Below are 22,333 nucleotides of genomic sequence, written 5' to 3' on the forward strand. Positions count from 1 at the left end.
AATCAAAATGTAGAATATATTTGATATAAAGTTCAAGCTATGTAAAATATCATTCATGATCAATATCTTGGAAATAGGGTCCAGCATCAGGCACCGTCGCATTAAAAGCGGGTTAAGCCAAGCCGAACTTGCGGCTCGCTCCGGCGTATCGCGGGCAACCATTAATGCGCTTGAGAAAGGCACTATCAAAGAAATAGGCGTCAATCGGCTTTCAGCGATTATTCGCACTGCAAATGCGCTCCAACCCAAGCCAAAGGGAATGAGCCTGCAAGTATCAAAAAGAAAATCTGAAGAACTGGGTTTATCCTTCCCCTACGATTGGAGCAATCCCAGTCTGCCAGATGAATTATTGATTGATCGTGTGTTGGAAAGAGGCATTTATGAAGATATTGCTCGTATAACCGCAGCGTACGGAATACAGGCAATATCAGCCAGGGCAAAAACCGTCATCAGCAATATCCCTCATGCTGCAGCCAATATCAACCGTATGCTTGAGAATTTGCAGGCAGCCTTGAGCCATGCTTAATTTGGAGTTTGCACCTCCTAGAACTGCTGAAGTCTTTCAAGCATTGGCCAGACAACCACTGATGTCCGGCTTCAACCTAATCGGCGGCACGGCGCTATCCTTGCAGATCGGCCACCGCCTAAGTGAAGACCTAGAGTTCTGGCTCCCAGCAGAACAGATGTCGAGTACACGCATTGATGCCATCGTCGAAGACTTAAAAAGCAATGGTCATCATATCCAGTTAGCTACACCGACCTGGAGAATTACCCAAGCCAGAATCAACAATCAAGACCTTCTCTCACTATCCCGGGATTACTCTATCAATGGAGTCAAGGTTACCTTTTTTGCAAGAAATGATGCCCCCTATCAGCATTTTGCAACATTAGGCCGTCATCAAACCCCAGATACAAATTTCCAGATCATGGATATCAATGCCATTTTTGAAATGAAGGCATGGCTCATTTCAAAACGCATACGCTCCAGAGACCTTTACGACTTAATGATACTGTTACGGGATTACGGCAAAACAGTAAGAGATATCTTTGATGCAGGACTTGCAGCAGATGCTTCCTACAGTATAGAGTTTGCCAAAGATGTTCTATTGGGTGCAGCGCCGATTGATTCAGATGACGAGGGATTCAATTCCATTCAACTTGATATCAAAATGGAAGAGATTTATGCATTCATGCTCAACTGCGTTAATCAATACGAAATTGATATAGCCAAGGAAATCTTCAGATCAGCACCAGAAATATAAACTCTTTCAATGCAAGCCTTGGACATCCCCTCCAGCAACCCCTTCCACATCTTTGCGCAATAAAAAACGGCACCCGAAGGTGCCGTTTTTACGATTGCTTTCTAAGCTAAATCTTGCGATTTAAATCCTAGAAGAACAGGATCGCGCCCAAGCTGATTGTCTTGGCCTTGCCGTCAACATTACCAGCTACAGTGTTGCTTGCCTCAACCTTTTGATGTGCATATTCTGCAACCAGATTCAGGCTCTTGGTCAGAGGATGATAAGCACCAACAATCCAGGACTTGTTCTCGAAATCTACACCTGGGTTAACTGTTGCACTGCTGCTGTTGTCAGATTTAGAGATACCATAGGACAGACCCAACTTGGTACCAACACCTGGCAACTTGTATGTACCTTGTACATAACCGCCCTTGTCGTCAGACTTGTTGCCGCTCAGGAATTGCAAGCCACCCAATTGACCACCAGTCTGAACATCCAGACCCTTACCATCGTAGTAGTAACCAACCAAGCCGAAATCAGCTACGTTGATCTTACCGCCGATGTCGTAACCACGAGATGTGTAGTTATCAACAGCAAGACCGGAAACAGTGTCTACACCGCCTTCATGCTTTTGGCTAATGAAACCTGCCCAAACCTTACCGGAAAAATCACCAGTCCATTCGTAGCTAATCTTACCGTCAAAGCCTAACTTGGACTTTTCTGCAGCAACGATGTCCAAGTTATTACGCAAACCTTCACGAGCGGCTACAGCAAAGCTGAAACCGTTCCAGTTAGGGGATGCGTATTGAATTTGACCAATCCAATCAGCGTAGACATAACCGGAACCGATACGGCCCAGTGTGGAGTTACCAGGACCGCCTGCACCAACACCAACGCCCAACAGGGTCATGTCGGAGAGGATAGCATCGGAACCGAACAGACCGAGGTCACGACCAGCCTTGATAGTACCCCAGGAAGCATCACCAAAAGTCAAGTAAGCTTGACGAATGTTGATAGAGTTGCCATCGCCACCACGGCTTTGAATTACGGAACCACCAGGAGCCAAACCTTGAGCGCCAGTAGTACCAAAACCGCTTTCGCTGTTAGCGCCAACGAAGAATGTGAACTGGAATGCAATGTCCAGGTCGTTCTGACGAGTCTTACCGCCGATACCCAGCGCGGAAGGCAACAGACCTGTGGAAACTTGGTTTGCACGATCAATATTTGCAAAAGCGTCGCCGGAGAAACGAGTGTTAGTGTAGTAAGTATTGACGTTACCACCGATATCGATGGTCCAGTCGCCTGCTGGGATGATGATACCTGCGTTTGCAGCGGAAGCGCCAAACGCCATGACGGCGCCGGCAACTGCCAAGCCTAGTTTCTTGTTCATGTATATCTCCTAATGCGTTTTAGTTAGCTCTCGTGCAGTTTTTACCACCGCTTCGAGAGTATTTCGCCTACTTCTTGTGAAAGAAGTTATGGGCAGTATGCCAAAGGCGATTCAGAGGCTGCAAGCAATCTTGTGGTTTTTTCATGCTGAGCTGGGGATTGTGTTGCAATTACGCAACACATTAATGCTATAGCCAATATTTCCCGGGAAAACTTCTTCTCTGCTAATCAGTTAGAAAAGAATGCTAAAGCTTTTATTCAGAAATGGAGAACAGCCGCTGATGCTCACGGATGGCATAACGGTCCGTCATGCCCGCAATGTAGTCCGCAATCACCCGCGGCTGTGCATCGCCGTCTGCAACCCGGTATTCATCAGGCAGCAGGGTGGGGTCTGACAGAAAGGCGTTGAATAATTCCGCAATGATGCGCCTGGCCTTGGACGTCATGCGATTGACGCGGTAATGCCGGTAGAGGTTGGCCCTTAGGAAGCGCTTCAACTCAAGTTGCTGCTCGTCGATGGCCGGGCTGAAGCCGATCAAAGGCGGAAGCGCCCGGATGTCGTCCAGTGTCTTGGGAGCATGGTCTGCGATGTTCTTGCGGCTTTGTTCGCATAAATCCGTCACGAGGATATGAATCATGCGCCGGACGGTTTCGTGGATCAGGCGGCGGCCGGCCAACGCAGGGTATTGCCGCTGCACCAGGGAAAACTGCTCGGCAAACAGCCGCACCTCGGCAAGCTGTTGCATCGTGATCAGGCCGGAGCGCAAGCCGTCGTCGACATCATGGTTGTTATAGGCGATCTCGTCGGCCAGGTTCGCCACTTGCGCTTCCAGCGAAGGCTGCTGCTTGTTGATGAAGCGCTCCCCTATTTCGCCGAGCAGTCTTGCATTGGGCAGGGAGCAATGCTTGAGTATGCCTTCGCGCACCTCGAACGTCAGGTTGAGGCCGTCGAACTCGGCGTAGCGCAATTCCAGATGGTCTACGACGCGTAATGACTGCAGGTTGTGCTCAAACCCGCCGTATTCGCGCATGCACTCATTGAGCTGGTCCTGCCCGGCATGGCCGAACGGCGTGTGTCCGAGATCATGCGCAAGCGCCACCGCCTCGATCAGGTCTTCATGCAGGTTGAGGTTGCGTGCAATCGCGCGGCCTATCTGCGCCACTTCCAGACTGTGCGTCAGCCGGGTGCGGAACAGGTCGCCTTCATGGTTGATGAATACCTGGGTTTTGTATTCCAGCCGGCGGAAAGCGCCGGAATGGATGATACGGTCCCGGTCGCGCTGGAAATGGTTGCGGGTCGCCGGCGCCGGCTCCTCATGGACCCGCCCTTTGGTCAGGGCCGGGTCGGCGGCATAGGGCGCCAGCGCTATCATGCAGCGATCGCCAGGGTTTCTTTCAACAGGCTGGCATCGTAGTCGCTGGTTACGAGCGACTTGCCGATGCCTTGCTGCAGAACCAGGCGAATCTGGCCATCAACGACTTTCTTGTCCAGCCCCATCAGGTCGAGGTAGCGATCCACGCCCAGCGCCGGCGCCTCTATTGGCAGCCTGGCTTCCTTGAAGATGGCTTTAATGCGCTTGATGTCCCCGTCATTGAGCCAGCCCAGGCGATGCGACAGATCGGCAGCCAAGATGGTGCCTGCCGCCACGGCTTCCCCATGCAGCCAAACGCCATAGCCCATGGCATTTTCGATGGCATGGCCAAAGGTATGGCCGAGGTTGAGCAAGGCCCGCTCGCCAGACTCGCGCTCGTCGGCCGCCACCACTTCCGCCTTGTTCTCGCATGAGCGGTAGATGGCATAGCTCATGGCTTCCGTCTCCAGCGCGAGCAGCTTCTGCATATTGGCTTCCTGCCATGCGAAGAATGGCTCGTCGCGGATCAGGCCATATTTGATCACCTCGGCAAGGCCAGCTGATAGCTCACGCTCGGGCAATGTGGACAATGTATCGATATCGGCCAGCACCACTTGCGGCTGGTAAAACGCACCGATCATGTTCTTGCCGAGCGGGTGGTTGATGCCGGTCTTGCCGCCGACAGAGGAATCCACCTGCGACAACAGGGTCGTCGGCACCTGGATGAAAGGCACGCCGCGCAAATACGTCGCTGCCGCATAGCCGGCCAAGTCGCCAATCACCCCGCCGCCCAAGGCAATGACGGTGGTGCTGCGCTCGCAGCGGTTTTCGAGCAGGGCGTCATAAATCAGGTTGAGCGTGGCTGAATTTTTGTAGGCCTCGCCGTCCGGCAGCACGATGGGAATGACCTTGACTCCGGCATCGCGCAAAGGCTGGGCCAGTTTTTCCAGATACAAGGGGGCCACCGTGGTATTGGTGACGATCGCCACCTGCTTGCGTTTGAGGTGCTGCAGAATCAGTTCCGGCTGGGTCAGCAGGCCGCGGCCGATGTGGATGGGATAGGAGCGCTCGCCCAAGTCTACGTGTAATGTTTGCATGGTTATAAAGATAAAAGTTTCTGTTCGATCTGGTGGACGATGGCATTCACCGGCTGCCCGCCGGTATCTACAATAATGGAGGCCACTTCGCGGTACAAGGGATCACGCTGGGCGAACAATTGTTCCAGCCTCTTGCGCGGGTTGTCGTTTTGCAGCAGCGGACGGTTCTTGTCGTTGCGGGTGCGCTGCCAGAGTTCGTGCACATTGGCGCGCAAATAAATCACCGTACCATTTTCCATGAGCTGCTTGCGGTTCTCAGGTAGCAAAACTGCTCCCCCTCCGGTTGCCAGGACAATATCTTGCATCTGGCTCAATTCTTCTATCACCGTGGCTTCCCGCTTGCGGAAGCCATCTTCCTTTTCCAGCTCGAAGATGACAGGGATGCTGACGCCCGTGCGGCGCTCGATCTCATGATCGCTATCGTAAAAGGTCTTGTTGAGATGCTTGGCAATAATACGGCCTATGGTGGTCTTGCCCGCCCCCATCAACCCGACAAAGAAAATATTTGCTGCCATAAAAAATGCCCGCCATACGCAAGCGAGCATTTTAAGGGAATCTGGCTTAACTGTCAGATATGGCTAACGCAATGACAGGCTTTCGTCCATGACTTTGGGAGTGATGAAGATCAGCAACTCGGTCTTGTCGCTTTGCTTGATGCGGCGCTTGAAGACGTTGCCAACAAACGGCAGGTCGCCGAAGAACGGCACCTTGTCCACGTCGTTACGCTCGGTCTGTTCATAGATACCGCCAAGCACGGCCGTTTCGCCGTTTGCCACCAGCACCTGGGTCTGCACGCGCTGGGTATCGATGGAGGGCACCGTATTGAAGACTGTACCGACTCTATCTTTCTTCACTTCCAGGTCCATGATGATCTTCTCGTCCGGCGTAATTTGCGGCGTGACCTCCAGGCTCAGGGAGGCGTTCTTGAACTGCACCGCAGTAGCGCCGCTGCTGGTTGATTGCTGGTACGGGATCTGCGTACCCTGCTCGATGATGGCTTTTTGCTGGTTGGCCGTTGTCACACGCGGACTGGAAACAATCTTGCCGCGCTGGTCCGTTTCCAGCGCAGATAATTCGAGGTTAAGCAGGAATCCTGCCGGCAGGCGGAACAAGCTGAAGGCGAAGTTACCGAAAGCGTTCGCAACCGGAAGGTTGACGTTCAAGTCCTGCGCGCCATCGGCGCTGACACCCACGCCGACCGTGCCGGGAATGGAAGTGGTAGCCAAGGTGGAGGAGCCTACCCGGTTGGCGATGGTTTCAGTAATGACGCCCGTCGTCGGGTCTATGGTGCGCTGGGTGATGGTATTGCCCAATGTACCGCTGGAGCCGTAACGGGTATCCCCGCTCGCCTGCTGTTTCTGCACGCCGAAACGCGCGCCCAGGCTGCGGCCGAACTTCTCATCCGCAATAACCAGGCGCGACTCGATCATCACCTGCTTCACCGGGATATCGATCTTGTTGATGATGCTCTGGATTTCCTCCAGGTGCTTGACCGTATCCTGCACGAACACCGTATTGGTACGCGCGTCCACCACGGCGCTGCCGCGCTTGGACAGGATCTTTTGTTTGCTGTCGCTGATGATATTCTTGAAGTTCTCGGCCTTTTGATAGCGCAAGGTGAAGACTTCGGTACGCATCGGCTCCAGCTCCTCGATCTGCTGGCTGGCTTCCAACAAGAGCTTTTCCTTGGCGGCCACTTCGTCAGAAGGCGCCACCCAGATCACATTGCCTGTCTTGCGCTGGGTCAGTCCTTTGCTGGACATGATGATGTCCAGCGCCTGGTCCCAGGGTACGTCCTTGAGGCGCAAGGTCAGGTTGCCCGTCACGGTATCGCTGGTGACGATATTGAGGCCGGTGAAGTCGGCGATTACCTGCAATACCGAACGCACGTCGATATTCTGGAAATTCAGCGAAAGCTTCTCGCCCGCATAGCCAGGCTTGGAACCCTGCACCAGCTTGTTCGGGTCTTCCACGACAGGGCGGATATCGATGATGAAACGCTTGTCCGCCTGGTAGGCCGACTGTTCCCACAGCCCCTTGGGCTCGATGACCAGGCGGGTGTTATTCCCCTGCTTGATGGCATCGACATACAAGACCGGGGTATTGAAGTTGATGACATTGAGCCGGCGCTGCAGATTTTGCGGCAACTCGGTATTGTGGAAATCCACGACCACGGTCTTGCCCTGCTGGCGGATATCGATCCCGGCAGAGGCATCGGAAAGATCGACCACAATGCGGCCTTCGCCATTTTTGCCACGCATGAAATCAATATTGTTCAAGGTGTGGAATTTCTCCCCGGCCTTGGCTTCGGCAAAACGGGCAACGGTATTGCTATTGGCAACACTCGCTTCATTCGCCTGCAGGATGATCGTGGTTTCACGCCCCTGGGTGGTGGCGTTGTATGCCACCATCTTGGCAAGGTTCAGCACGACGCGGGTACGGTCCCTGGCCTGCGCAAGGTTCACGCCCTTGAGCACGCCCTGCCCCGCCTGCAAGCTATTCTTGCCGAGCCCGTTGCCTACCGCAGGAAAATCCAGTGCGATGCGCGAAGGGTTATTGAGAGTAAAACCGGCCGGCGGATTTGCCAACGGGGTGGTTGTCTGCACCTGTATCGCCACCCTGCCTCCCGACATGGCGACGAAGTCTATCTTCTCGATCTTGTTGGCAAACTCAGCCTGCTCCTCGGCCGCCTGCGCCAGCGGCACCAGCAGCAGAAAAACCAGCCCAGCGGCCCACTTTATAATATTCATGTGTTCACCCTCAATCCTGCAACTCAATACTGGAGACACGCTCTATCCAGTCGCCGCTTAACTCATCCTGTATGATTTCCTTGATCGTCACGCCACCTTCGCTGATCTCGGTCACCATGCCAAAATTCTGCCCCATGTATCCGCCCACCTTGATTTGCTGAACCAGGTTATCCGGGGTCAGGATCAGGGCGTACTTCAATTTCTCCTTCGACAAGGAGCCAACAAACTTTAGGCTTTCCAGCGGAAAAGCCTCCAGAGGCTCGCGTGGCCGGTTCATGTTGGGCTGCAGGCTGCTGCGCGAACTGACGATCTTGCGCGCCTTGAACGGGTCGTTCAGCATGCCGTCGGCATTATAGGTCGCCGCGGTATACGGCTTGACCTCAGGCAACGGCTCCACACGCGCATGCATGTCGTTGCCCGCTTCGCGGATAAAGCGGTCAAGGTCATCGCCTTGCCCGTCGCCGCATGCGCTCAGCAATAGGCACAGGCCGAGCATAAGAGTAGAGGCATATTGTCCGCGCTCACGCCAAATATTCATGCTCATTTGCGCGCCTCTTTCTTTTCCGCCTGCTTCTTGCTGGCAATCTCGCTGGCATCCAGGTAACGGTAGGTGCGGGCCACCGCCTCGATGACCAGCCGGCCGTCCTTGCTGTCCTTGCCTGCCGTATTGATCACGATGTCGTTCAAGGTGACGATGCGAGGCAGCCTCGCGATATCGCCTGCGAACTCGCCAAGGTCATGGTAGGAACCAGTCACCTTGATGGAAATCGGCATTTCGGCGTAGAAATCGGCAATGACTTCCTGGCCGGGCTTGAACAACTCAAACTCCAGCCCGCGCTCAAGGCCTGCCTGGTTGATATCGGTAAGCAGCCCATCCATCTGCGAGCGGTCGGGCAACTGCTTGACCAGCGCGCCGAACGTGCGCTCGATTTCCACCATTTGCTGCTTGTAGGCTTCGAGGTTGATCGCCTGGCGCTTCTTGGCGAGGAAGGTTTCGCGCAACTCGTTTTCCTTCGCCCGCGCCTGCTCCAGTTCTTCCATCACAGGGCTCCAGAAAAACCAATACCCAGCAATCACAATCACCACCAGCAGCAAGCCCAGCAAGACCCCTTTGACAGGCCAAGGCAGGCTGCCGGCATTCTTCAAGTCGATATTGTTGAAATCCTGCAGGTTCACAGTGCACCGCCCTTCTGTGCGCCTGCTACCTCATCCTCGGGTGATGGCGGCGCCTTGAGCTGCGCATTGACCGTAAAGTTATTCTGCCTGATGCCATTCACCGTCGCGGACTTAATTTCCACCAGGTTGGGGGATTGCAGCCACTCGGAACCCGAGAGGTTGCGCACCAGAGTAGCGACCCGGGCATTGGTATCCGCCACGCCCTCCAGCGTCACCAGGCGGCCTTGTTGCTTCAAGGCCTTGAGGTACATGCCCTCCGGCATCTGACGGCTGATTTCGTCCAGCATCATGACGGACTGGCTGCGGTTGACTTGCAGGTTTTCCACGATCTGCTTGCGGTCCAGTACGTTGCGGATCTGGGACTTGAGTTCCTTGATTTCCTCGATCTGCTTGTCGAGGTTGGCGCTGGCCGTTTCAAGCCGCGCATTGCGATTCACCTGCTCATCCAGCTTGCTGCCCAGGATGGTGCTGCCGAGGAACACGATGGCAACGCCGGCAGCCGCAGCGAATGCCAGCATGAGGTTGAATTCGCGCTGCCGTTCGGCGCGGCGGATCTGGCGGTGGGGGAGGAGGTTGATTCTGACCATTAGTCGAACCTCCGCAATGCCAGGCCGCAGGCGATCATCAACGCCGGCGCATCCGCAATCACTTGCAATTGTTTGAGGCGCGGATTGACAGACATATGGTTGAACGGATTGGCGATCAGGGTATTGGCCTGGGTTTTTTCCTGGATCAGCGCTGCCAGGCCTGGAATCGCAGCACACCCTCCTGCGAGCAGGATATGGTCCACTTTATTGTACTGGGTCGAGTTGGTGAACAATTGCAGGCTGCGCACCACCTCCTGCGCCAACGACTGCACGAAGGGCTGCAGCACCTCGCTCTCGTAGCTCTCCGGCAATCCGCCGTTACGTTTGGCAATCTCGGCTTCCTCGCTGGAAACGCCGAAACGGCGCTGGATTTCCAGCGTCAGCTGGTTGCCGCCGAAGGCTTGTTCGCGGCTATGCACGAGTTGTCCGTCATGGAAGACGTGCACATGGGTCATGGCGCTGCCCACATCCACCACCATGACGGTTTGTCCCTTGCCGGATTTCGGCAATTCGGTGGCCGCAAGCGCATAGGCCGCCTCGGTCGCGTAGGACTCGACATCGACGATCAACACCTTGAGCCCCGCCCCTTCAGCCGCAGCGACCCTATCTTCGATCTTTTCCTTGCGCGAGGCGGCAATCAACACTTCGACTTCGTCGGCGCTGCTGGGTGCCGGGCCCAGCACCTGGAAATCAATGTTGACTTCATCAAGCGGGAAAGGGATGTATTGGTTGGCCTCGGCCTCGACCTGGAACTCCATATCCTCCTCGCGCATGCCGCCCTGCATGATGACTTTCTTGGTAATCACGGCAGTGGCCGGCAAAGCGAGGGCGACGCGTTTTTCGCGGGAAGCCAGCAGCTTCCAGGCGCGCTTGACCGCATCCGCCACCAGGTCGAGGCCGACGATATTGCCATCCACGACCGCATCCCTTGCCATGGAGGCAATGGCATAGCCCTGCAGATGATAAGCTCCCTTGTTCCCCTGTGTCAGCTCGACCATCTTGACCGAACTGGAACTGATGTCCACGCCTATCAGAGGCGGTGTGCGCTCTGAGAAAAAGTCGAATTTCAAACGAAATTCCCTTTCCAATACGGTTATTTACAATTATTTCTAATAATTTACTTTAGATGCTAGCAACAAGCATCTGCGAAGTCAAAGCAGATTAATTGATTTTAAAATCACGGTAATGACACTTATAATAACGGCGTCTGTTACCAATACTGAACCCTAATCAATGCTCCCGAAAAAATGGTGGCAGTTCCTGATCCTCACCGGCATTATCCTGGGATTGGTGACAACTGCGCTGGTGGCACTGGCTGCCACATTGATCTACCCCGAACTCCCCTCCCTTGAAGCCTTGACCGACTACAAGCCCAAGGTCCCCATGCGCGTCTATTCCGAGGATGGCCACCTGATAGGCGAATTCGGCGAGGAGCGCCGCGCCTTCATCGGCATCAACGAGACGCCGAAGGCATTGAAGCAAGCCATTCTCGCCGCCGAAGACGAGCGCTTCTACCAGCATGGCGGCATCGATACGCTAGGCATCCTGCGCGCGGCCATCTCCAACGTGACTTCCGGCAGCTTCAAGGAAGGCGCCAGCACCATCACCATGCAGGTGGCCCGCAACTTCTTCCTTTCCAGCGAAAAGACCGCCACCCGCAAGCTCAGCGAGGCATTGCTCTCGATCAAGATAGAGCACAACCTGAGCAAGGACCAGATCCTGGAGCTTTACATCAACCAGATCTACCTGGGACATCGCTCGTATGGCTTCGCAGCCGCCTCGCAGGTCTACTATGGCAAGCCGCTGGACCAGCTCAGCATTGCGGAAGTAGCCATGCTGGCCGGCCTGCCCAAGGCCCCTTCACGCTACAATCCCTTTGCCAACCCCAAGCGCGCAGAAGCGCGCCAGCGCTACGTGCTGCGCCGCATGAAGGATTTGCACTTCATCGACCAGAAACAATACGAAGCAGCGCTGCAGGAGCCGCACCGCTTCCGCAAGTCGCGCAAGATGCGCGACCTCTCTGCCGACTATGTCGCGGAAATCGTGCGCCAAGCGATGTACGAGCGCTACAAGGATGACATCTACAGCAGCGGCCTCAAGATCTACACCACGATCCGCAAGAGCAACCAGGAAGCCGCCAATCGCGCCATCCTGCAGGGCATCATCGACTATGACCGCCGCCACGGCTACCGAGGCCCGGAAAAGACCGTCACGCCCGGCGCCAACGAGGCGGGCAGCGGCAACTGGCTGGATAACGCCATGGACGACCTGGAAAGCTTCCAGGGCATGATGCCTGCCGTCGTGACCAAGGTCACGCCCAAAGTGGTGAGCGTCTATGCCAAAGACGGCAACAATATCGAGATCAGCGGCGACGGATTGGCATTCGTGCAGAAGCAGCTTGCCGAGAAAGATGCGGCCAAACGCACCATCAAGCCAGGCGCCGTCATCCGCATCATGCGCCAGGGCGACAATTGGCACATCGTGCAACTGCCCCAGGCAGAAGCGGCGCTGGTGGCCATGGACCCAGAAACTGGCGCGGTCAAGGCCCTGGTCGGCGGCTTCGACTTCAACCGCAACAAGTTTAACCACGTGACGCAGGCATGGCGCCAGCCCGGCTCCAGCTTCAAGCCCTTCATCTATTCGGCATCGCTGGAGAAGGGCTTTACCCCGGCCAGCATGATAGAAGACGAGCCCATCTCGGTCTCGGCGCGGGAAACCGGCAGCGGCTCGGCGTGGGAGCCCAAGAACTACGACCGCAAGTACGAAGGCCCGATGCGCATGCGCACGGCTTTGACCAAGTCCAAGAACATGGTATCCATCCGCATCCTGGAAGGCATAGGCGTCAACTATGCACAGGACTACATTACCCGCTTCGGCTTCTCTCCCAAGGACCATCCGCCTTACCTGGCGATGGCGCTGGGCGCTGGCTCGGTGACCGCCTGGCAGATGGCCGGGGCCTACTCGGTGTTCGCCAACGGGGGATATCGCGTCAAGCCGTATATCATCGACAAGGTCGTCGACAGCCGCGGCAAGGTGCTGGAGCAATCCAAGCCGCTGCTGGCCGGCAAGGGCGCCGCGCGCGTGATTGACGGCCGCAATGCCTTTATCATGAATTCCATGCTGCAGGACGTGGTACGCCTGGGAACCGCCACGCGCGCGCGCAGCCTGGGCCGCTCCGACCTGGCGGGGAAAACCGGTACCACCAACAACCAGATCGACGCCTGGTTCGCAGGCTACAGCCCAAAGCATGTCGCAATCTCCTGGATGGGATATGACAAGCCCAAATCGCTGGGCAGCCTGGAAACCGGCGGCAAGGCGGCGCTGCCGATCTGGATCGACTATATGAGCTCCGCCCTCAAGGGCGTGCCGGAAGTCGTGCCGGAATTGCCGGCCGGCGTCAGCGCCATCCGCATCGACCCGGCAACGGGCATGCAGGCGAAGGGGGATGGCGAAGGCGTCGTGGAATACTTCTATCATGAATTCCCGCCGCCCGAACCCGAGGAATCCATCTTCTCCATCATTCCCGGCTTCCCTATCCCCGGGCATGGTTCGCCACCGCCTACGGAAAAGCAGGACAATACCCCGCCGAGGCCGGATCAACTGTTTTAGGAGCCTGCCAGCCCGCAGTCTTTCAAGCGGGCGGCCTGCTTAATTTTTCAGAAGGGCGTTTGCACCATGGCAAAAGACAGCAGCAATCGCCAATCCCAATTGCGCCAACTGATTGCGCAGCTGGCTGCCCGCATGATGGCGGAAGAGGGCATCTCCGATTACGCCCACGCCAAGCGCAAGGCGGGCCGCCAGCTTGGCGTCACCGACTCGCAATGCATGCCGACCAATAGCGAGATTGAAGAAGAAATCCGCGTTTATCACGAAATCTACAATAGCGACGACCAGCCCGAAGCATTGCTGCAACTACGCAAGGACGCATTGCTGGTCATGCAATTGCTGGAACGCTTCAACCCGCACCTGACCGGCGCGGTGCTGGACGGCACGGCGGGAAAATACGCCGAAACGCATATCCACCTGTTTGCGGATAGCTTGAAAGAAGTCGAGATATTCCTGCTCAACCAGCAAATCCCCTATGCCACGGATGAAAAATCCTACCGCATCAGCGAGCGCCGCAGCATGGAACGCAAGAAGGTGCCGGTGTTCACCCTGGAAGGCCCGCACGGGCTGATCAGGCTCAGCGTATTCGAGGTCGACGACATGCGTATGCCGACAAAAAGCCCGGTCAATGGCAGCAACGCCAGCCGGGCCAATATCGAAGCGCTCGCCAGCCTGATACAGCAGAGCGAGCCTTTATCCTGAGATTTAAGCGTATTAAAAGCGCCTAGTCGCTATGTACTCCTGATCAAGAGCCGCTAACAAACGCCAGCGAAGCGATTCTGACTAGGCGCTCTGTCGCAGACAGTACAAACTATTACGGCAAGGCAGAGCAACGACGACAGAAGGGTTTTGTTAGCGGCGCTAAGCCTCGCGCAGCCAGCGGGCAATATCCATGGCGTAATAGGTCAGGATGCCGTCCGCCCCCGCGCGCTTGAAGCCCAGCATAGCCTCCAGCACTACCGCTTTCTCATCCAGCCAGCCGTTCTGCACGGCAGCCTTGAGCATGGCATATTCGCCGCTCACATGGTAGGCATAGGTCGGCACGCCGAATTCCTGCTTCACGCGGCGCACGATGTCGAGATATGGCATGCCGGGCTTGACCATGACCATATCGGCGCCTTCCTCGAGGTCGAGGGCCACTTCGCGCAACGCTTCGTCCGAATTGCCGGGATCCATCTGGTAATTGTATTTGTTGCCCTTGCCCAGGTTGGCGGAAGAACCCACCGCATCGCGGAAAGGGCCATAAAAAGCGGAGGCGTATTTGGCAGAGTAGGCCAGGATACGGGTATGAATGTGCCCAGCCTCCTCCAATGCGTCGCGGATCGCGCCGATGCGGCCGTCCATCATATCCGAGGGTGCCACCACATCCGCGCCTGCCTGCGCATGGCAAAGCGCCTGCTTCACCAGGATCGCCACGGTCTCGTCGTTGAGCACATAGCCGGTATCGTCGATGACGCCGTCCTGCCCGTGCGTGGTGTAAGGGTCGAGCGCGACATCGGTAATGACGCCCAGCTGTGGGTAGGCGGCCTTGAGCGCACGCACGGTGCGCGGCACCAAGCCTTCGGGATTCCATGCCTCATCCGCGGTCAGGCTCTTGTATTGCTGGCCGACGACCGGGAACAGCGCCAGGGCCGGGATGCCCAGCGCCACGCATTGCCCGGCAGTTTCCAGCAAGTGGTCTATGCTCTGGCGTTGTACGCCAGGCATGGAAGCGACTTCCTCGACCCGGTTTTCCCCTTCCAGCACGAATACAGGATAGATCAGGTCGTTGGCAGTGAGCACATGCTCGCGCATCAACCGGCGCGAGAAATCGTCCCTCCGCATGCGGCGTGGGCGAATGGCAAGAAACTGGCGTGATGATGCAGTCATACGGATTCCTTATGCGAATACCTGGGCCAACGCCAAGCCGGGATCAGTCTGGCGCATGAACGCCTCGCCGACGAGGAAGGTATGCACCTCATGGCGGCGCATCAAGGCAACGTCCTCGGCAGTGAAGATGCCCGACTCGGTGACGACGGTCTTGCCTGCAGGGATACGGGGCAGTAGCGACAATGTCGTGTCCAGCGTTACCTCGAACGTGCGCAGGTTGCGGTTGTTGATGCCCAGCAACGGCGTCTCCAGCTGCAAGGCCTGCTCCAGTTCCTCGCCGTTGTGCACTTCCACCAGCACACTCATGCCGAGCCGGTGGGCGATGGTTTCCAGCTCACGCATCTGGGAAAGGTCAAGCGCTGCCGCGATCAGCAGGATGCAATCTGCGCCCATCGCGCGTGCCTCATACACTTGGTAAGGGTCTATCATGAAGTCCTTGCGCAATACTGGAATATCGCAGGCGGCGCGCGCCGCCTTGAGATATTCGGCACTGCCCTGGAAGAACTGCTCGTCGGTCAATACGGAAAGACAGGCAGCGCCATGGCTAGCGTAACTGGCGGCAATCTCGGCAGGACGGAAATCCTTCCGGATCACGCCCTTGGAAGGGCTGGCCTTCTTGATTTCCGCAATCACGGCTGCCTTGCCTGCCGCAACCTTGTCCTGAATGGCGCCGAGGAAAGGGCGCGGCGCGGGCTGGGCCAGCGCTTCCGCCTTGACCGCCGCCAGCGGCTTGCGTTGTTGCGCGGCATCGATTTCCGCCCGCTTCACTTCCAGAATTTTATTGAGTATGTCTGACATTGCCTTGCAATCGCTTTCGTTCACTCTAATCTATTGATACAGCCTGCCTTGATAACGCAGCCATCCGCCCGCATGCTGGCCGCGAGGGTCATGATGGGTCCAATGTACGACACCGCCCTTGGCATTCCATTCATAAACACCGTTGAATTCCACGGCATCGCCAGCCCGGAGGCCATCCAGCCTGGGGGCAAGATCGATATTATGCGCTACCAGCACCGTCATGCCGTTATCCAGCTCAAGAATAAAGCGCTGGTGACGCGATCCGTCATTGTCGTCCGGCAGCACCTTGCTCACGACGCCAGCGGATTGTATTGCCACGGCATGCTCACGCTGGCTGAATGCCTGCGCTATGCGCCGGTTTGCCGCAGCATGGGATGCTGCCGGTACCGCCTGAACTTCGGCAGCGGGAACAGCATGCGGCCCAGGCTGCGTGAAATGGAAAAAGGTATAGGCGACTGCAATGGCAGCCACCAGCCATAAGAGCCTGTTCACGATCTTTTCATAGGGCGCGTTGCCCCGGCGGTGTAGTCGATGCAAGGCGCAAACCGAAGCCGTGCTGATTGCCTGGCGAGGATTTGCAACGCGGCTGCGGCTGCGCTGCCGGGACAACCAGAAGGGCATGAACAGGCTCTCATGCCGCCTGGCTCAGCGCCTTGAGCTGCTGCAGCTTGTTCAATGCCGCGCCGGAATCCAGCGAATCGGCAGCCCGCGCTATACCGTCCTGCAAGTCGACCGCAATGCCCGACACGTAAATGGCGGCGCCCGCGTTCAACAGGACGATGTCGCGCGCCGGGCCATGCACACCTGACAGCACGCCCAGGATAATCTCGCTGGACTGCTGGGCGTTTTCCACATGGATGCTGTCGATGTCGTGCAAAGGCATGCCGAACTGGGCAGGATTCAGCGTATATTCCCTTACTTCGCCATGCTTGAGCTCGGCAACGTAGGTATCCGCGGAAAAGGAAATTTCATCCATCTCGTCCGCGCTGTGCACCACCATCACATGCTTGCTGCCGAGCTTTTGCAAGGTATGTGCCAACAAGCTGACCAAGTCGCGGTGGAATACCCCCATCACCTGGCGCTTGGCCCCTGCCGGATTGGTCATCGGCCCCAGCAGATTGAACATGGTGCGCACGCCGAGCTCGCGCCGTACCGGCGCTGCATATTTCATCGCCGCATGGTGGTTGGGAGCGAACATGAAGCCTATTCCTGCCTCGTTCACGCACCGTGCCACCTGCTCGGGCGTCAGGCTGATATTGACGCCGAGCGCCTCCAGCACATCAGCGGAGCCGCTCTTGGAGGAAGCCGCGCGCCCGCCGTGCTTGGCGATACGCGCACCCGCCCCGGCAGCCACGAAGGCCGACGCCGTGGAGACGTTGAACGCCTTGTTGGGCGCGCCGCCGGTACCGCAGGTATCGATCAAGTGGCTGCCGTCTGCCACCTCCACCTTGCTGGAAAGCTCGCGCATCACCTGCGCCGCTGCCGCGATCTCCGTGACGGTTTCGCCCTTGACGCGCAAGCCGGCAAGAAAGCCGGCAATCTGTATCGGGGTGAAGGCGCCGCCCATGATCTGCTGCATCACGTCCAGCATTTCCTCATGCGTGAAATCGGCATGGTCGATCAGCCTTTGCAAGGCAATCTTGGGGGTAATGCTCATCAATACGCTTTCAGGAAATTGTTCAGCAGCTCGTGTCCGTACTGGGTAAGAATGGATTCGGGGTGGAATTGCACGCCCTCGATCGGCAATGTCTTATGACGCACGCCCATGATCTCGCCGTCTTCGGTCCAGGCGGTAATTTCCAGGCAATCCGGCATCGACTCGCGCTCGATCACCAGCGAGTGATAGCGCGTTGCCGTGTAGGGATTGGGCAAACCCTTGAACACGCCAAGGTCGGCATGGTGGATCTCAGAAGTCTTGCCGTGCATGAGCTGCTTGGCGTGAACGATCTTGCCGCCGAATGCCTGGCCTATGCTCTGGTGGCCGAGGCAAACGCCCAGTATGGGAATCTTGCCCGCGAACTCGTGGATCAGCGGCACGGAAATGCCGGCCTCGTTAGGCGTGCAGGGGCCTGGCGAAATGACGATATGCCTGGGGTTGAGCGCAGCCACGCCAGCCAAGTCAATCTCATCGTTGCGGTACACCTGCACATCCTGTCCAAGCTCGCCAAGATACTGTACGAGGTTGTAGGTAAACGAGTCATAATTATCGAGCATCAACAGCATAATGTGCATCCTTCATCTTGCACCCGGGCGAACCTGTTATTGTGGGCGCAATTCATCATAAAAAAAAGTCCTTCTCCTGCGCCAGTTGCTCAAAATCCTGGATCAGCATGGGCCTGGCAAACAGATATCCCTGGAAGAACTGGCAACCATAGCTTTGCAGCAATTCAAACTGCACCTCGGTCTCTACGCCTTCTGCAATCACCTTCAGTCCAAGCGAATTGCTCATCGCAAATATCGCCTGCACAATCGCCGCATCGCTGGCATCCTCGGCAATGTCACGCACGAATGAGCGGTCAATCTTGACTTGGCTAAGCGGCAAGCGCTTTAAGTAGGCCAAAGAAGAATATCCCGTGCCAAAATCATCCATGGAGAAACGCACCCCGAGCTCCCGCAAGGCGTTCATTTTGGCAACCGCATCCGCTATATTGTCCAGCACCACGCTCTCTGTCAGCTCCAGCTTGAGCAGGCTTGGGTCAGCCCCTGTGCTTTGCAGGATTTTCCTGACTTCATCGACGAAATCAAGCTGGCGGAACTGACGCGCGCTCACATTCACCGCCAGCTGCAAGCCATCGAACCCCGGACGGCCCTCCCAGGCCTTGAGCTGCAGGCAAGCGTTGTATAGCACCCAATGGCCTATCGACACGATCAGCCCGCTATCCTCGGCAATGCCGACGAACTCCTTGGGCGAAAGCAGCCCATGCTCCGGATGTTGCCATCGCAACAAGATTTCTGCACTAAAGACCTTGCGCTCGGTATCCACCTGCACCTGGCAAAACAGCCTAAGCTGCTTCTGTACGATCGCCAGGCGCAGCTGCAACTCCATATCTACCCGTCTCTCCAGGGCCGCCTGCATGGCAGGATCGAAGAAACGCAGGGTATTGCGCCCGGCCGCCTTGGCTTCGTACATGGCGGTATCGGACCGTTTGAGCAGTTCTTCCATAGTAACGAAATTGCCATTGAACAGGACAATGCCGATGCTGGATGAATTGTGGTGCTCGATCTCTCCCAACTCGTACCGATGATTGATGATTTCCAAGACCTTTTGCGCGACCTGCCTGGTTTGCGCGATAGCCTGCTCCAGGTTGAGGCTCAGGTCCTCCAGCACGATCACGAATTCGTCGCCGCCGAGACGAGCTACCGTATCCTCATTGCGGACGCACTGACGCAGGCGGCGCGCCACTTCCACCAGCAGCAAGTCGCCGACATCATGTCCGCGCGAATCATTGAGCGCCTTGAAATTGTCCAGGTCGATAAACAACACCGCGCCATGCTTGCCATGCCTGACGCTTGTCGCAATCGCCTGTTGCAACCTGTCCAGCAGCAGGCGGCGGTTCGGCAAAGTGGTCAGCGCGTCGTAGAAAGCCAGGTTGCGGATCTCGGACTCGACCTTGCGGCGCTCAGTCAGGTCGCGGAAGAACCCCGTCAAGAGCGGCACGCCCTGCTCCTTGAGCGAGGTGATGGTCAGCTCGACCGGGAACTCGGTGCCGTCAGCACGCAAGGCGCTCAACTCCAGCCTGCGGTCAAGCATCTTGCTGACGCCAGAAGTCAGGTAGCGCTGGTGGCCCTGCCTGTGCGCCTCGCGCATCGCGGGCGGAATCAAGGTATCCGCCAGCATCTTGCCCAGCACATCTTCACGGCGGTAGCCGAACATGACCTCTGCCGCATGATTGAATTCCACCAGCCTGCCTTGTTCGTCAATGCTGACAATCCCGTCCTGGGCATTCTCGATCACCGCCCTGAACTTGGTCTCGCTGTTGCGCAATGCCTTTTCGGTCACTTCACGCGAGGATTGCAGGGCGGCAATCAGCATGCCGACGATGGAAAGCGTGCTCATCAACACCCAGAGCGCCCATACCGGCTGATATCCCGCATAGTCCAGCCCAGCCTGGTAATCAACCCGGGCCGATGCCATCGCCACGATGGACAAGGCCAGCACCACGATGGAGGCGCCAGTGATGCCCATACGCATGGAAATCAACACCACCAGCGGCAGGACCAGGAAAGCAAACCACATGTATTGATCTGCATAATTCGGCGCCAGCTGGAAGATCGCCCACTCCACCGCCACCGCGACCACGGCCAGCAAGGTGAAACGCGCGCGCCGCTGCCAGAAACTCTGGATCTCCGCCCAGGTGACATTCAACAGCAAAGGCAGCAGCAATAACACACCGAGCACGTTGACGACCCAGCCGAACAACAAAGACGGCAGAACGCCTTGTAGATCGACCAACATTGCCTGGTGCAGAATCGCCACATTGACCACGGTCGATACCAGCATCCCCGCAGCAACGCCGAGGACCATGATGGGAATGTCGCGTATCCTGTCCAGCCCGTGATGGAAGCCGCTCAACCGCAATATCCACGCGGTGAAGGCATAGGTCACAGTATTGGCCAGCGGCAGTGCGACGATCAAGAGCGTATTGGCGGGAACAGGGTCGTAGGTCGTGAAAGCCAGTGCAAGCTGCGCCACCAGAACGGCGGGCCAATAGGCCATGCCCCAGCGAAGCATGGCGGCGACCGCGACACCTGCGGGAAGCCAAACGAGGTTAGCCTGCAAGACGGAGAACGGCAGCACCCTACCCAGCATGCCCACGGCAAAACACCCGAGTGCCAGAATGATAAGCCGGAGCAAGATCCGGCTGTTAGCTGCCGCCATGCCTACTCCTTGTTATCGAGCCCTGCCTGTACGATCTCCGCTGCGCGCAATACCGCACGCGCCTTGTTCTGGGTTTCTATCCATTCGTTTTCCGGCACTGAATCGGCGACGATGCCTGCCCCGGCCTGGGAATACAGCATGCCATCCTTGATCACGCCGGTGCGGATGGCAATCGCGAGGTCCATGTCGCCATTGAAACCAAGATAACCGACAGCGCCGCCATAAATGCCTCGCTTGCTCGGCTCCAGTTCGTCAATGATTTCCATGGCGCGCACCTTGGGCGCGCCACTCAGGGTGCCGGCAGGGAAGGTCGCCTTGAGCACATCGATGGCATGCAAACCGGGCTTGAGCTTGCCCTCGACATTCGAGACGATATGCATGACGTGCGAATAACGCTCGATCACCATCTTGTCCGTCACCGCGACGCTGCCGACTTGCGCAACACGGCCGACGTCGTTGCGCCCCAGGTCCATCAGTTGCACGTGCTCGGCAATTTCCTTGGGATCGGCCAGCAACTCTTCCGCCAGCGCGACATCTTCCTCGCGGGTCTTGCCGCGGGGGCGAGTGCCGGCAATCGGCCGCGAGGTCACCGTATCTTCCTCCAGTCGCACCAGGATTTCCGGGGAAGCGCCAACAACATGGTGGTCCCCCATGTCGTAATAGAACATATAGGGCGAAGGATTGAGGCTGCGCAAGGCACGGTAAAGCGACAACGGCGGTGCGGTAAAAGGCTTGGCCATGCGCTGCGACAGTACCACCTGCATGATGTCGCCATCAAAGATGTACTGCTTGGACTTGGCCACCGCTTCCTTAAAGCTCGCCTCGCCGAATTCCGAATGCGCCTCAGTTGCCGGCATGGCGGCAGCATCAGGAATAGCCACCGGCTGGCGTAAGCGCTGCACCAATGCGTTCAGGCGCCGCATGCCCTTGGTGTAGGCGCTTTCGCTTGCCGGGTCGGCATACACGATGAAATACAGCTTGCCGGAAAGGTTGTCCACCACCGCAATCTCTTCCGAGACCATGAGCAGAATATCAGGCACGCCGAGCGCATCCTGCTTGGCGTTGCCCGCCAGGCGGCGCTCGATATAGCGGATGGTGTCGTAGCCGAAGTATCCCGCCAAGCCGCCGGTAAAGCGCGGCAGTCCCTGGTAGGTAGGAATGCGGAACCTGGCCTGGTAGGCCTGGATGAAATCCAGCGGATTCACATCCTGCGCCTCTTCGATCACCGTGTCGCGGTCCAGCACCTTGACCGCCTGGCCGCGCGCCTCTATGCGCACATGGGCAGGCAGGCCGATGATGGAGTAGCGGCCGAAGCGTTCTCCGCCCTGCACCGACTCAAGCAGGTAGGAATAGGGCTGGTTAGCGAGTTTCAGGTAAAGTGAAAGCGGAGTATCGAGATCGGCGAATGTCTCGATGACCAGGGGAATACGGTTATAACCCTGGCTCGCCAGGGCATCAAACTCCTGTTGACTGATGGTTTGCAGCATAAAAACTCCCGAATCCTGATGATTTTCTAATTGAGTGGCACCCATGCATCTTCATGGGTAGCGGTAGCTACTTCAGCGCCACCATCGCCAGCTGCTGCGATA

At 57.1% G+C, this 22,333-nt stretch carries 20 protein-coding genes; 4 read left to right on the top strand and 16 right to left on the bottom strand.

Features of this window, described 5'->3' with window-relative positions; genetic code table 11:
* Positions 1–55 precede the first annotated feature (55 nt).
* Together ACWXTG_RS09370 and ACWXTG_RS09375 are read left to right on the top strand one after the other, a co-directional pair.
* Positions 56–526, top strand: a complete 471-nt coding sequence (locus ACWXTG_RS09370; protein WP_480219698.1) for a helix-turn-helix domain-containing protein — start codon at positions 56–58, stop codon at positions 524–526.
* Positions 519–1,262: a nucleotidyl transferase AbiEii/AbiGii toxin family protein gene (locus ACWXTG_RS09375; RefSeq protein WP_480219699.1), complete on the top strand. Its 744-nt coding sequence runs from the start codon at positions 519–521 to the stop codon at positions 1,260–1,262. Before ACWXTG_RS09370 ends, ACWXTG_RS09375 begins: the two co-directional genes overlap by 8 nt.
* Positions 1,263–1,389: 127 nt before the next feature.
* On the opposite strand, the gene ACWXTG_RS09380 is transcribed toward ACWXTG_RS09375, so the two are convergent.
* From ACWXTG_RS09380 to ACWXTG_RS09420, 9 genes are all read right to left on the bottom strand, one after another.
* The gene (locus ACWXTG_RS09380; RefSeq protein ID WP_480219700.1) at positions 1,390–2,631 is read right to left on the bottom strand and encodes a porin; all 1,242 of its coding nucleotides are present in this window, start codon (positions 2,629–2,631) and stop codon (positions 1,390–1,392) included.
* A 253-nt stretch (positions 2,632–2,884) separates the two neighbouring features.
* A complete protein-coding gene (locus tag ACWXTG_RS09385; RefSeq protein WP_480219701.1) occupies positions 2,885–4,003 on the bottom strand; it encodes a deoxyguanosinetriphosphate triphosphohydrolase in 1,119 nt (372 codons plus the stop codon).
* Positions 4,000–5,079 carry a 3-dehydroquinate synthase gene (gene aroB, locus ACWXTG_RS09390; protein ID WP_480219702.1) on the bottom strand — a complete coding sequence of 360 codons (1,080 nt, stop codon included), beginning with the start codon at positions 5,077–5,079 and terminating at the stop codon, positions 4,000–4,002. The genes ACWXTG_RS09385 and aroB overlap by 4 nt, the downstream gene beginning before the upstream one ends.
* A gap of 2 nt (positions 5,080–5,081) precedes the next feature.
* Positions 5,082–5,594: a shikimate kinase AroK gene (gene aroK / locus ACWXTG_RS09395; protein WP_480219703.1), complete on the bottom strand. Its 513-nt coding sequence runs from the start codon at positions 5,592–5,594 to the stop codon at positions 5,082–5,084.
* A gap of 63 nt (positions 5,595–5,657) precedes the next feature.
* Positions 5,658–7,829: a type IV pilus secretin PilQ gene (locus ACWXTG_RS09400; protein WP_480219704.1), complete on the bottom strand. Its 2,172-nt coding sequence runs from the start codon at positions 7,827–7,829 to the stop codon at positions 5,658–5,660.
* Between the two features lie 10 nt (positions 7,830–7,839).
* A complete protein-coding gene (locus ACWXTG_RS09405) occupies positions 7,840–8,373 on the bottom strand; it encodes a pilus assembly protein PilP (protein ID WP_405029506.1) in 534 nt (177 codons plus the stop codon).
* Positions 8,370–9,005 carry a type IV pilus inner membrane component PilO gene (locus tag ACWXTG_RS09410; RefSeq protein ID WP_480219705.1) on the bottom strand — a complete coding sequence of 212 codons (636 nt, stop codon included), beginning with the start codon at positions 9,003–9,005 and terminating at the stop codon, positions 8,370–8,372. Before ACWXTG_RS09410 ends, ACWXTG_RS09405 begins: the two co-directional genes overlap by 4 nt.
* Complete coding sequence (locus ACWXTG_RS09415; protein ID WP_407993259.1) at positions 9,002–9,592, bottom strand: PilN domain-containing protein; 591 nt, start codon at positions 9,590–9,592, stop codon at positions 9,002–9,004. The genes ACWXTG_RS09410 and ACWXTG_RS09415 overlap by 4 nt, the downstream gene beginning before the upstream one ends.
* Positions 9,592–10,662, bottom strand: coding sequence for a pilus assembly protein PilM (locus tag ACWXTG_RS09420; protein ID WP_480219706.1), 1,071 nt, complete (start codon positions 10,660–10,662; stop codon positions 9,592–9,594). The genes ACWXTG_RS09415 and ACWXTG_RS09420 overlap by 1 nt, the downstream gene beginning before the upstream one ends.
* A gap of 163 nt (positions 10,663–10,825) precedes the next feature.
* Here ACWXTG_RS09420 and ACWXTG_RS09425 point away from each other — a divergent pair, with 163 nt between their 5' ends.
* The gene (locus tag ACWXTG_RS09425) at positions 10,826–13,201 is read left to right on the top strand and encodes a penicillin-binding protein 1A (RefSeq protein WP_480219707.1); all 2,376 of its coding nucleotides are present in this window, start codon (positions 10,826–10,828) and stop codon (positions 13,199–13,201) included.
* A 66-nt stretch (positions 13,202–13,267) separates the two neighbouring features.
* Positions 13,268–13,900, top strand: a complete 633-nt coding sequence (locus tag ACWXTG_RS09430; protein WP_309565709.1) for a hypothetical protein — start codon at positions 13,268–13,270, stop codon at positions 13,898–13,900.
* A 159-nt stretch (positions 13,901–14,059) separates the two neighbouring features.
* On the opposite strand, the gene hemB is transcribed toward ACWXTG_RS09430, so the two are convergent.
* The 7 genes from hemB to trpE form a co-directional block, all read right to left on the bottom strand.
* Complete coding sequence (gene hemB, locus ACWXTG_RS09435) at positions 14,060–15,067, bottom strand: porphobilinogen synthase (RefSeq protein WP_480219708.1); 1,008 nt, start codon at positions 15,065–15,067, stop codon at positions 14,060–14,062.
* A 9-nt stretch (positions 15,068–15,076) separates the two neighbouring features.
* Entirely contained in the window at positions 15,077–15,865 is a 789-nt protein-coding gene (gene trpC, locus ACWXTG_RS09440; protein WP_407996140.1) for an indole-3-glycerol phosphate synthase TrpC, read from the bottom strand.
* Positions 15,866–15,895: 30 nt separating this feature from the next.
* Positions 15,896–16,357 (bottom strand): DUF3465 domain-containing protein, encoded by a 462-nt coding sequence (locus ACWXTG_RS09445; protein WP_480219709.1) that lies wholly within the window; start codon positions 16,355–16,357, stop codon positions 15,896–15,898.
* 139 nt (positions 16,358–16,496) lie between these two features.
* A complete protein-coding gene (gene trpD, locus ACWXTG_RS09450) occupies positions 16,497–17,522 on the bottom strand; it encodes an anthranilate phosphoribosyltransferase (protein WP_480219710.1) in 1,026 nt (341 codons plus the stop codon).
* Positions 17,522–18,088 (bottom strand): aminodeoxychorismate/anthranilate synthase component II, encoded by a 567-nt coding sequence (locus ACWXTG_RS09455; RefSeq protein WP_309565714.1) that lies wholly within the window; start codon positions 18,086–18,088, stop codon positions 17,522–17,524. Before ACWXTG_RS09455 ends, trpD begins: the two co-directional genes overlap by 1 nt.
* Before the next feature lie 55 nt (positions 18,089–18,143).
* Positions 18,144–20,744: a bifunctional diguanylate cyclase/phosphodiesterase gene (locus tag ACWXTG_RS09460; RefSeq protein WP_480219711.1), complete on the bottom strand. Its 2,601-nt coding sequence runs from the start codon at positions 20,742–20,744 to the stop codon at positions 18,144–18,146.
* Between the two features lie 2 nt (positions 20,745–20,746).
* The gene (gene trpE / locus ACWXTG_RS09465; RefSeq protein WP_480219712.1) at positions 20,747–22,231 is read right to left on the bottom strand and encodes an anthranilate synthase component I; all 1,485 of its coding nucleotides are present in this window, start codon (positions 22,229–22,231) and stop codon (positions 20,747–20,749) included.
* Positions 22,232–22,333 lie beyond the last annotated feature (102 nt).

It is taken from the genome of Methylobacillus sp. DLP286 (assembly GCF_056636515.1).

What these genes read in the sequence shown, in the direction of transcription:
- ACWXTG_RS09370 (WP_480219698.1), top strand. Translation starts at nt 56, where the DNA reads ATGATCAATATCTTGGAAATAGGGTCCAGCATCAGGCACCGTCGCATT.
- ACWXTG_RS09375 (WP_480219699.1), top strand. Translation starts at nt 519, where the DNA reads ATGCTTAATTTGGAGTTTGCACCTCCTAGAACTGCTGAAGTCTTTCAA.
- ACWXTG_RS09380 (WP_480219700.1), bottom strand. Translation starts at nt 2,631, where the DNA reads ATGAACAAGAAACTAGGCTTGGCAGTTGCCGGCGCCGTCATGGCGTTT.
- ACWXTG_RS09385 (WP_480219701.1), bottom strand. Translation starts at nt 4,003, where the DNA reads ATGATAGCGCTGGCGCCCTATGCCGCCGACCCGGCCCTGACCAAAGGG.
- aroB (WP_480219702.1), bottom strand. Translation starts at nt 5,079, where the DNA reads ATGCAAACATTACACGTAGACTTGGGCGAGCGCTCCTATCCCATCCAC.
- aroK (WP_480219703.1), bottom strand. Translation starts at nt 5,594, where the DNA reads ATGGCAGCAAATATTTTCTTTGTCGGGTTGATGGGGGCGGGCAAGACC.
- ACWXTG_RS09400 (WP_480219704.1), bottom strand. Translation starts at nt 7,829, where the DNA reads ATGAATATTATAAAGTGGGCCGCTGGGCTGGTTTTTCTGCTGCTGGTG.
- ACWXTG_RS09405 (WP_405029506.1), bottom strand. Translation starts at nt 8,373, where the DNA reads ATGAGCATGAATATTTGGCGTGAGCGCGGACAATATGCCTCTACTCTT.
- ACWXTG_RS09415 (WP_407993259.1), bottom strand. Translation starts at nt 9,592, where the DNA reads ATGGTCAGAATCAACCTCCTCCCCCACCGCCAGATCCGCCGCGCCGAA.
- ACWXTG_RS09425 (WP_480219707.1), top strand. Translation starts at nt 10,826, where the DNA reads ATGCTCCCGAAAAAATGGTGGCAGTTCCTGATCCTCACCGGCATTATC.
- ACWXTG_RS09430 (WP_309565709.1), top strand. Translation starts at nt 13,268, where the DNA reads ATGGCAAAAGACAGCAGCAATCGCCAATCCCAATTGCGCCAACTGATT.
- hemB (WP_480219708.1), bottom strand. Translation starts at nt 15,067, where the DNA reads ATGACTGCATCATCACGCCAGTTTCTTGCCATTCGCCCACGCCGCATG.
- trpC (WP_407996140.1), bottom strand. Translation starts at nt 15,865, where the DNA reads ATGTCAGACATACTCAATAAAATTCTGGAAGTGAAGCGGGCGGAAATC.
- trpD (WP_480219710.1), bottom strand. Translation starts at nt 17,522, where the DNA reads ATGAGCATTACCCCCAAGATTGCCTTGCAAAGGCTGATCGACCATGCC.
- ACWXTG_RS09455 (WP_309565714.1), bottom strand. Translation starts at nt 18,088, where the DNA reads ATGCTGTTGATGCTCGATAATTATGACTCGTTTACCTACAACCTCGTA.
- ACWXTG_RS09460 (WP_480219711.1), bottom strand. Translation starts at nt 20,744, where the DNA reads ATGGCGGCAGCTAACAGCCGGATCTTGCTCCGGCTTATCATTCTGGCA.
- trpE (WP_480219712.1), bottom strand. Translation starts at nt 22,231, where the DNA reads ATGCTGCAAACCATCAGTCAACAGGAGTTTGATGCCCTGGCGAGCCAG.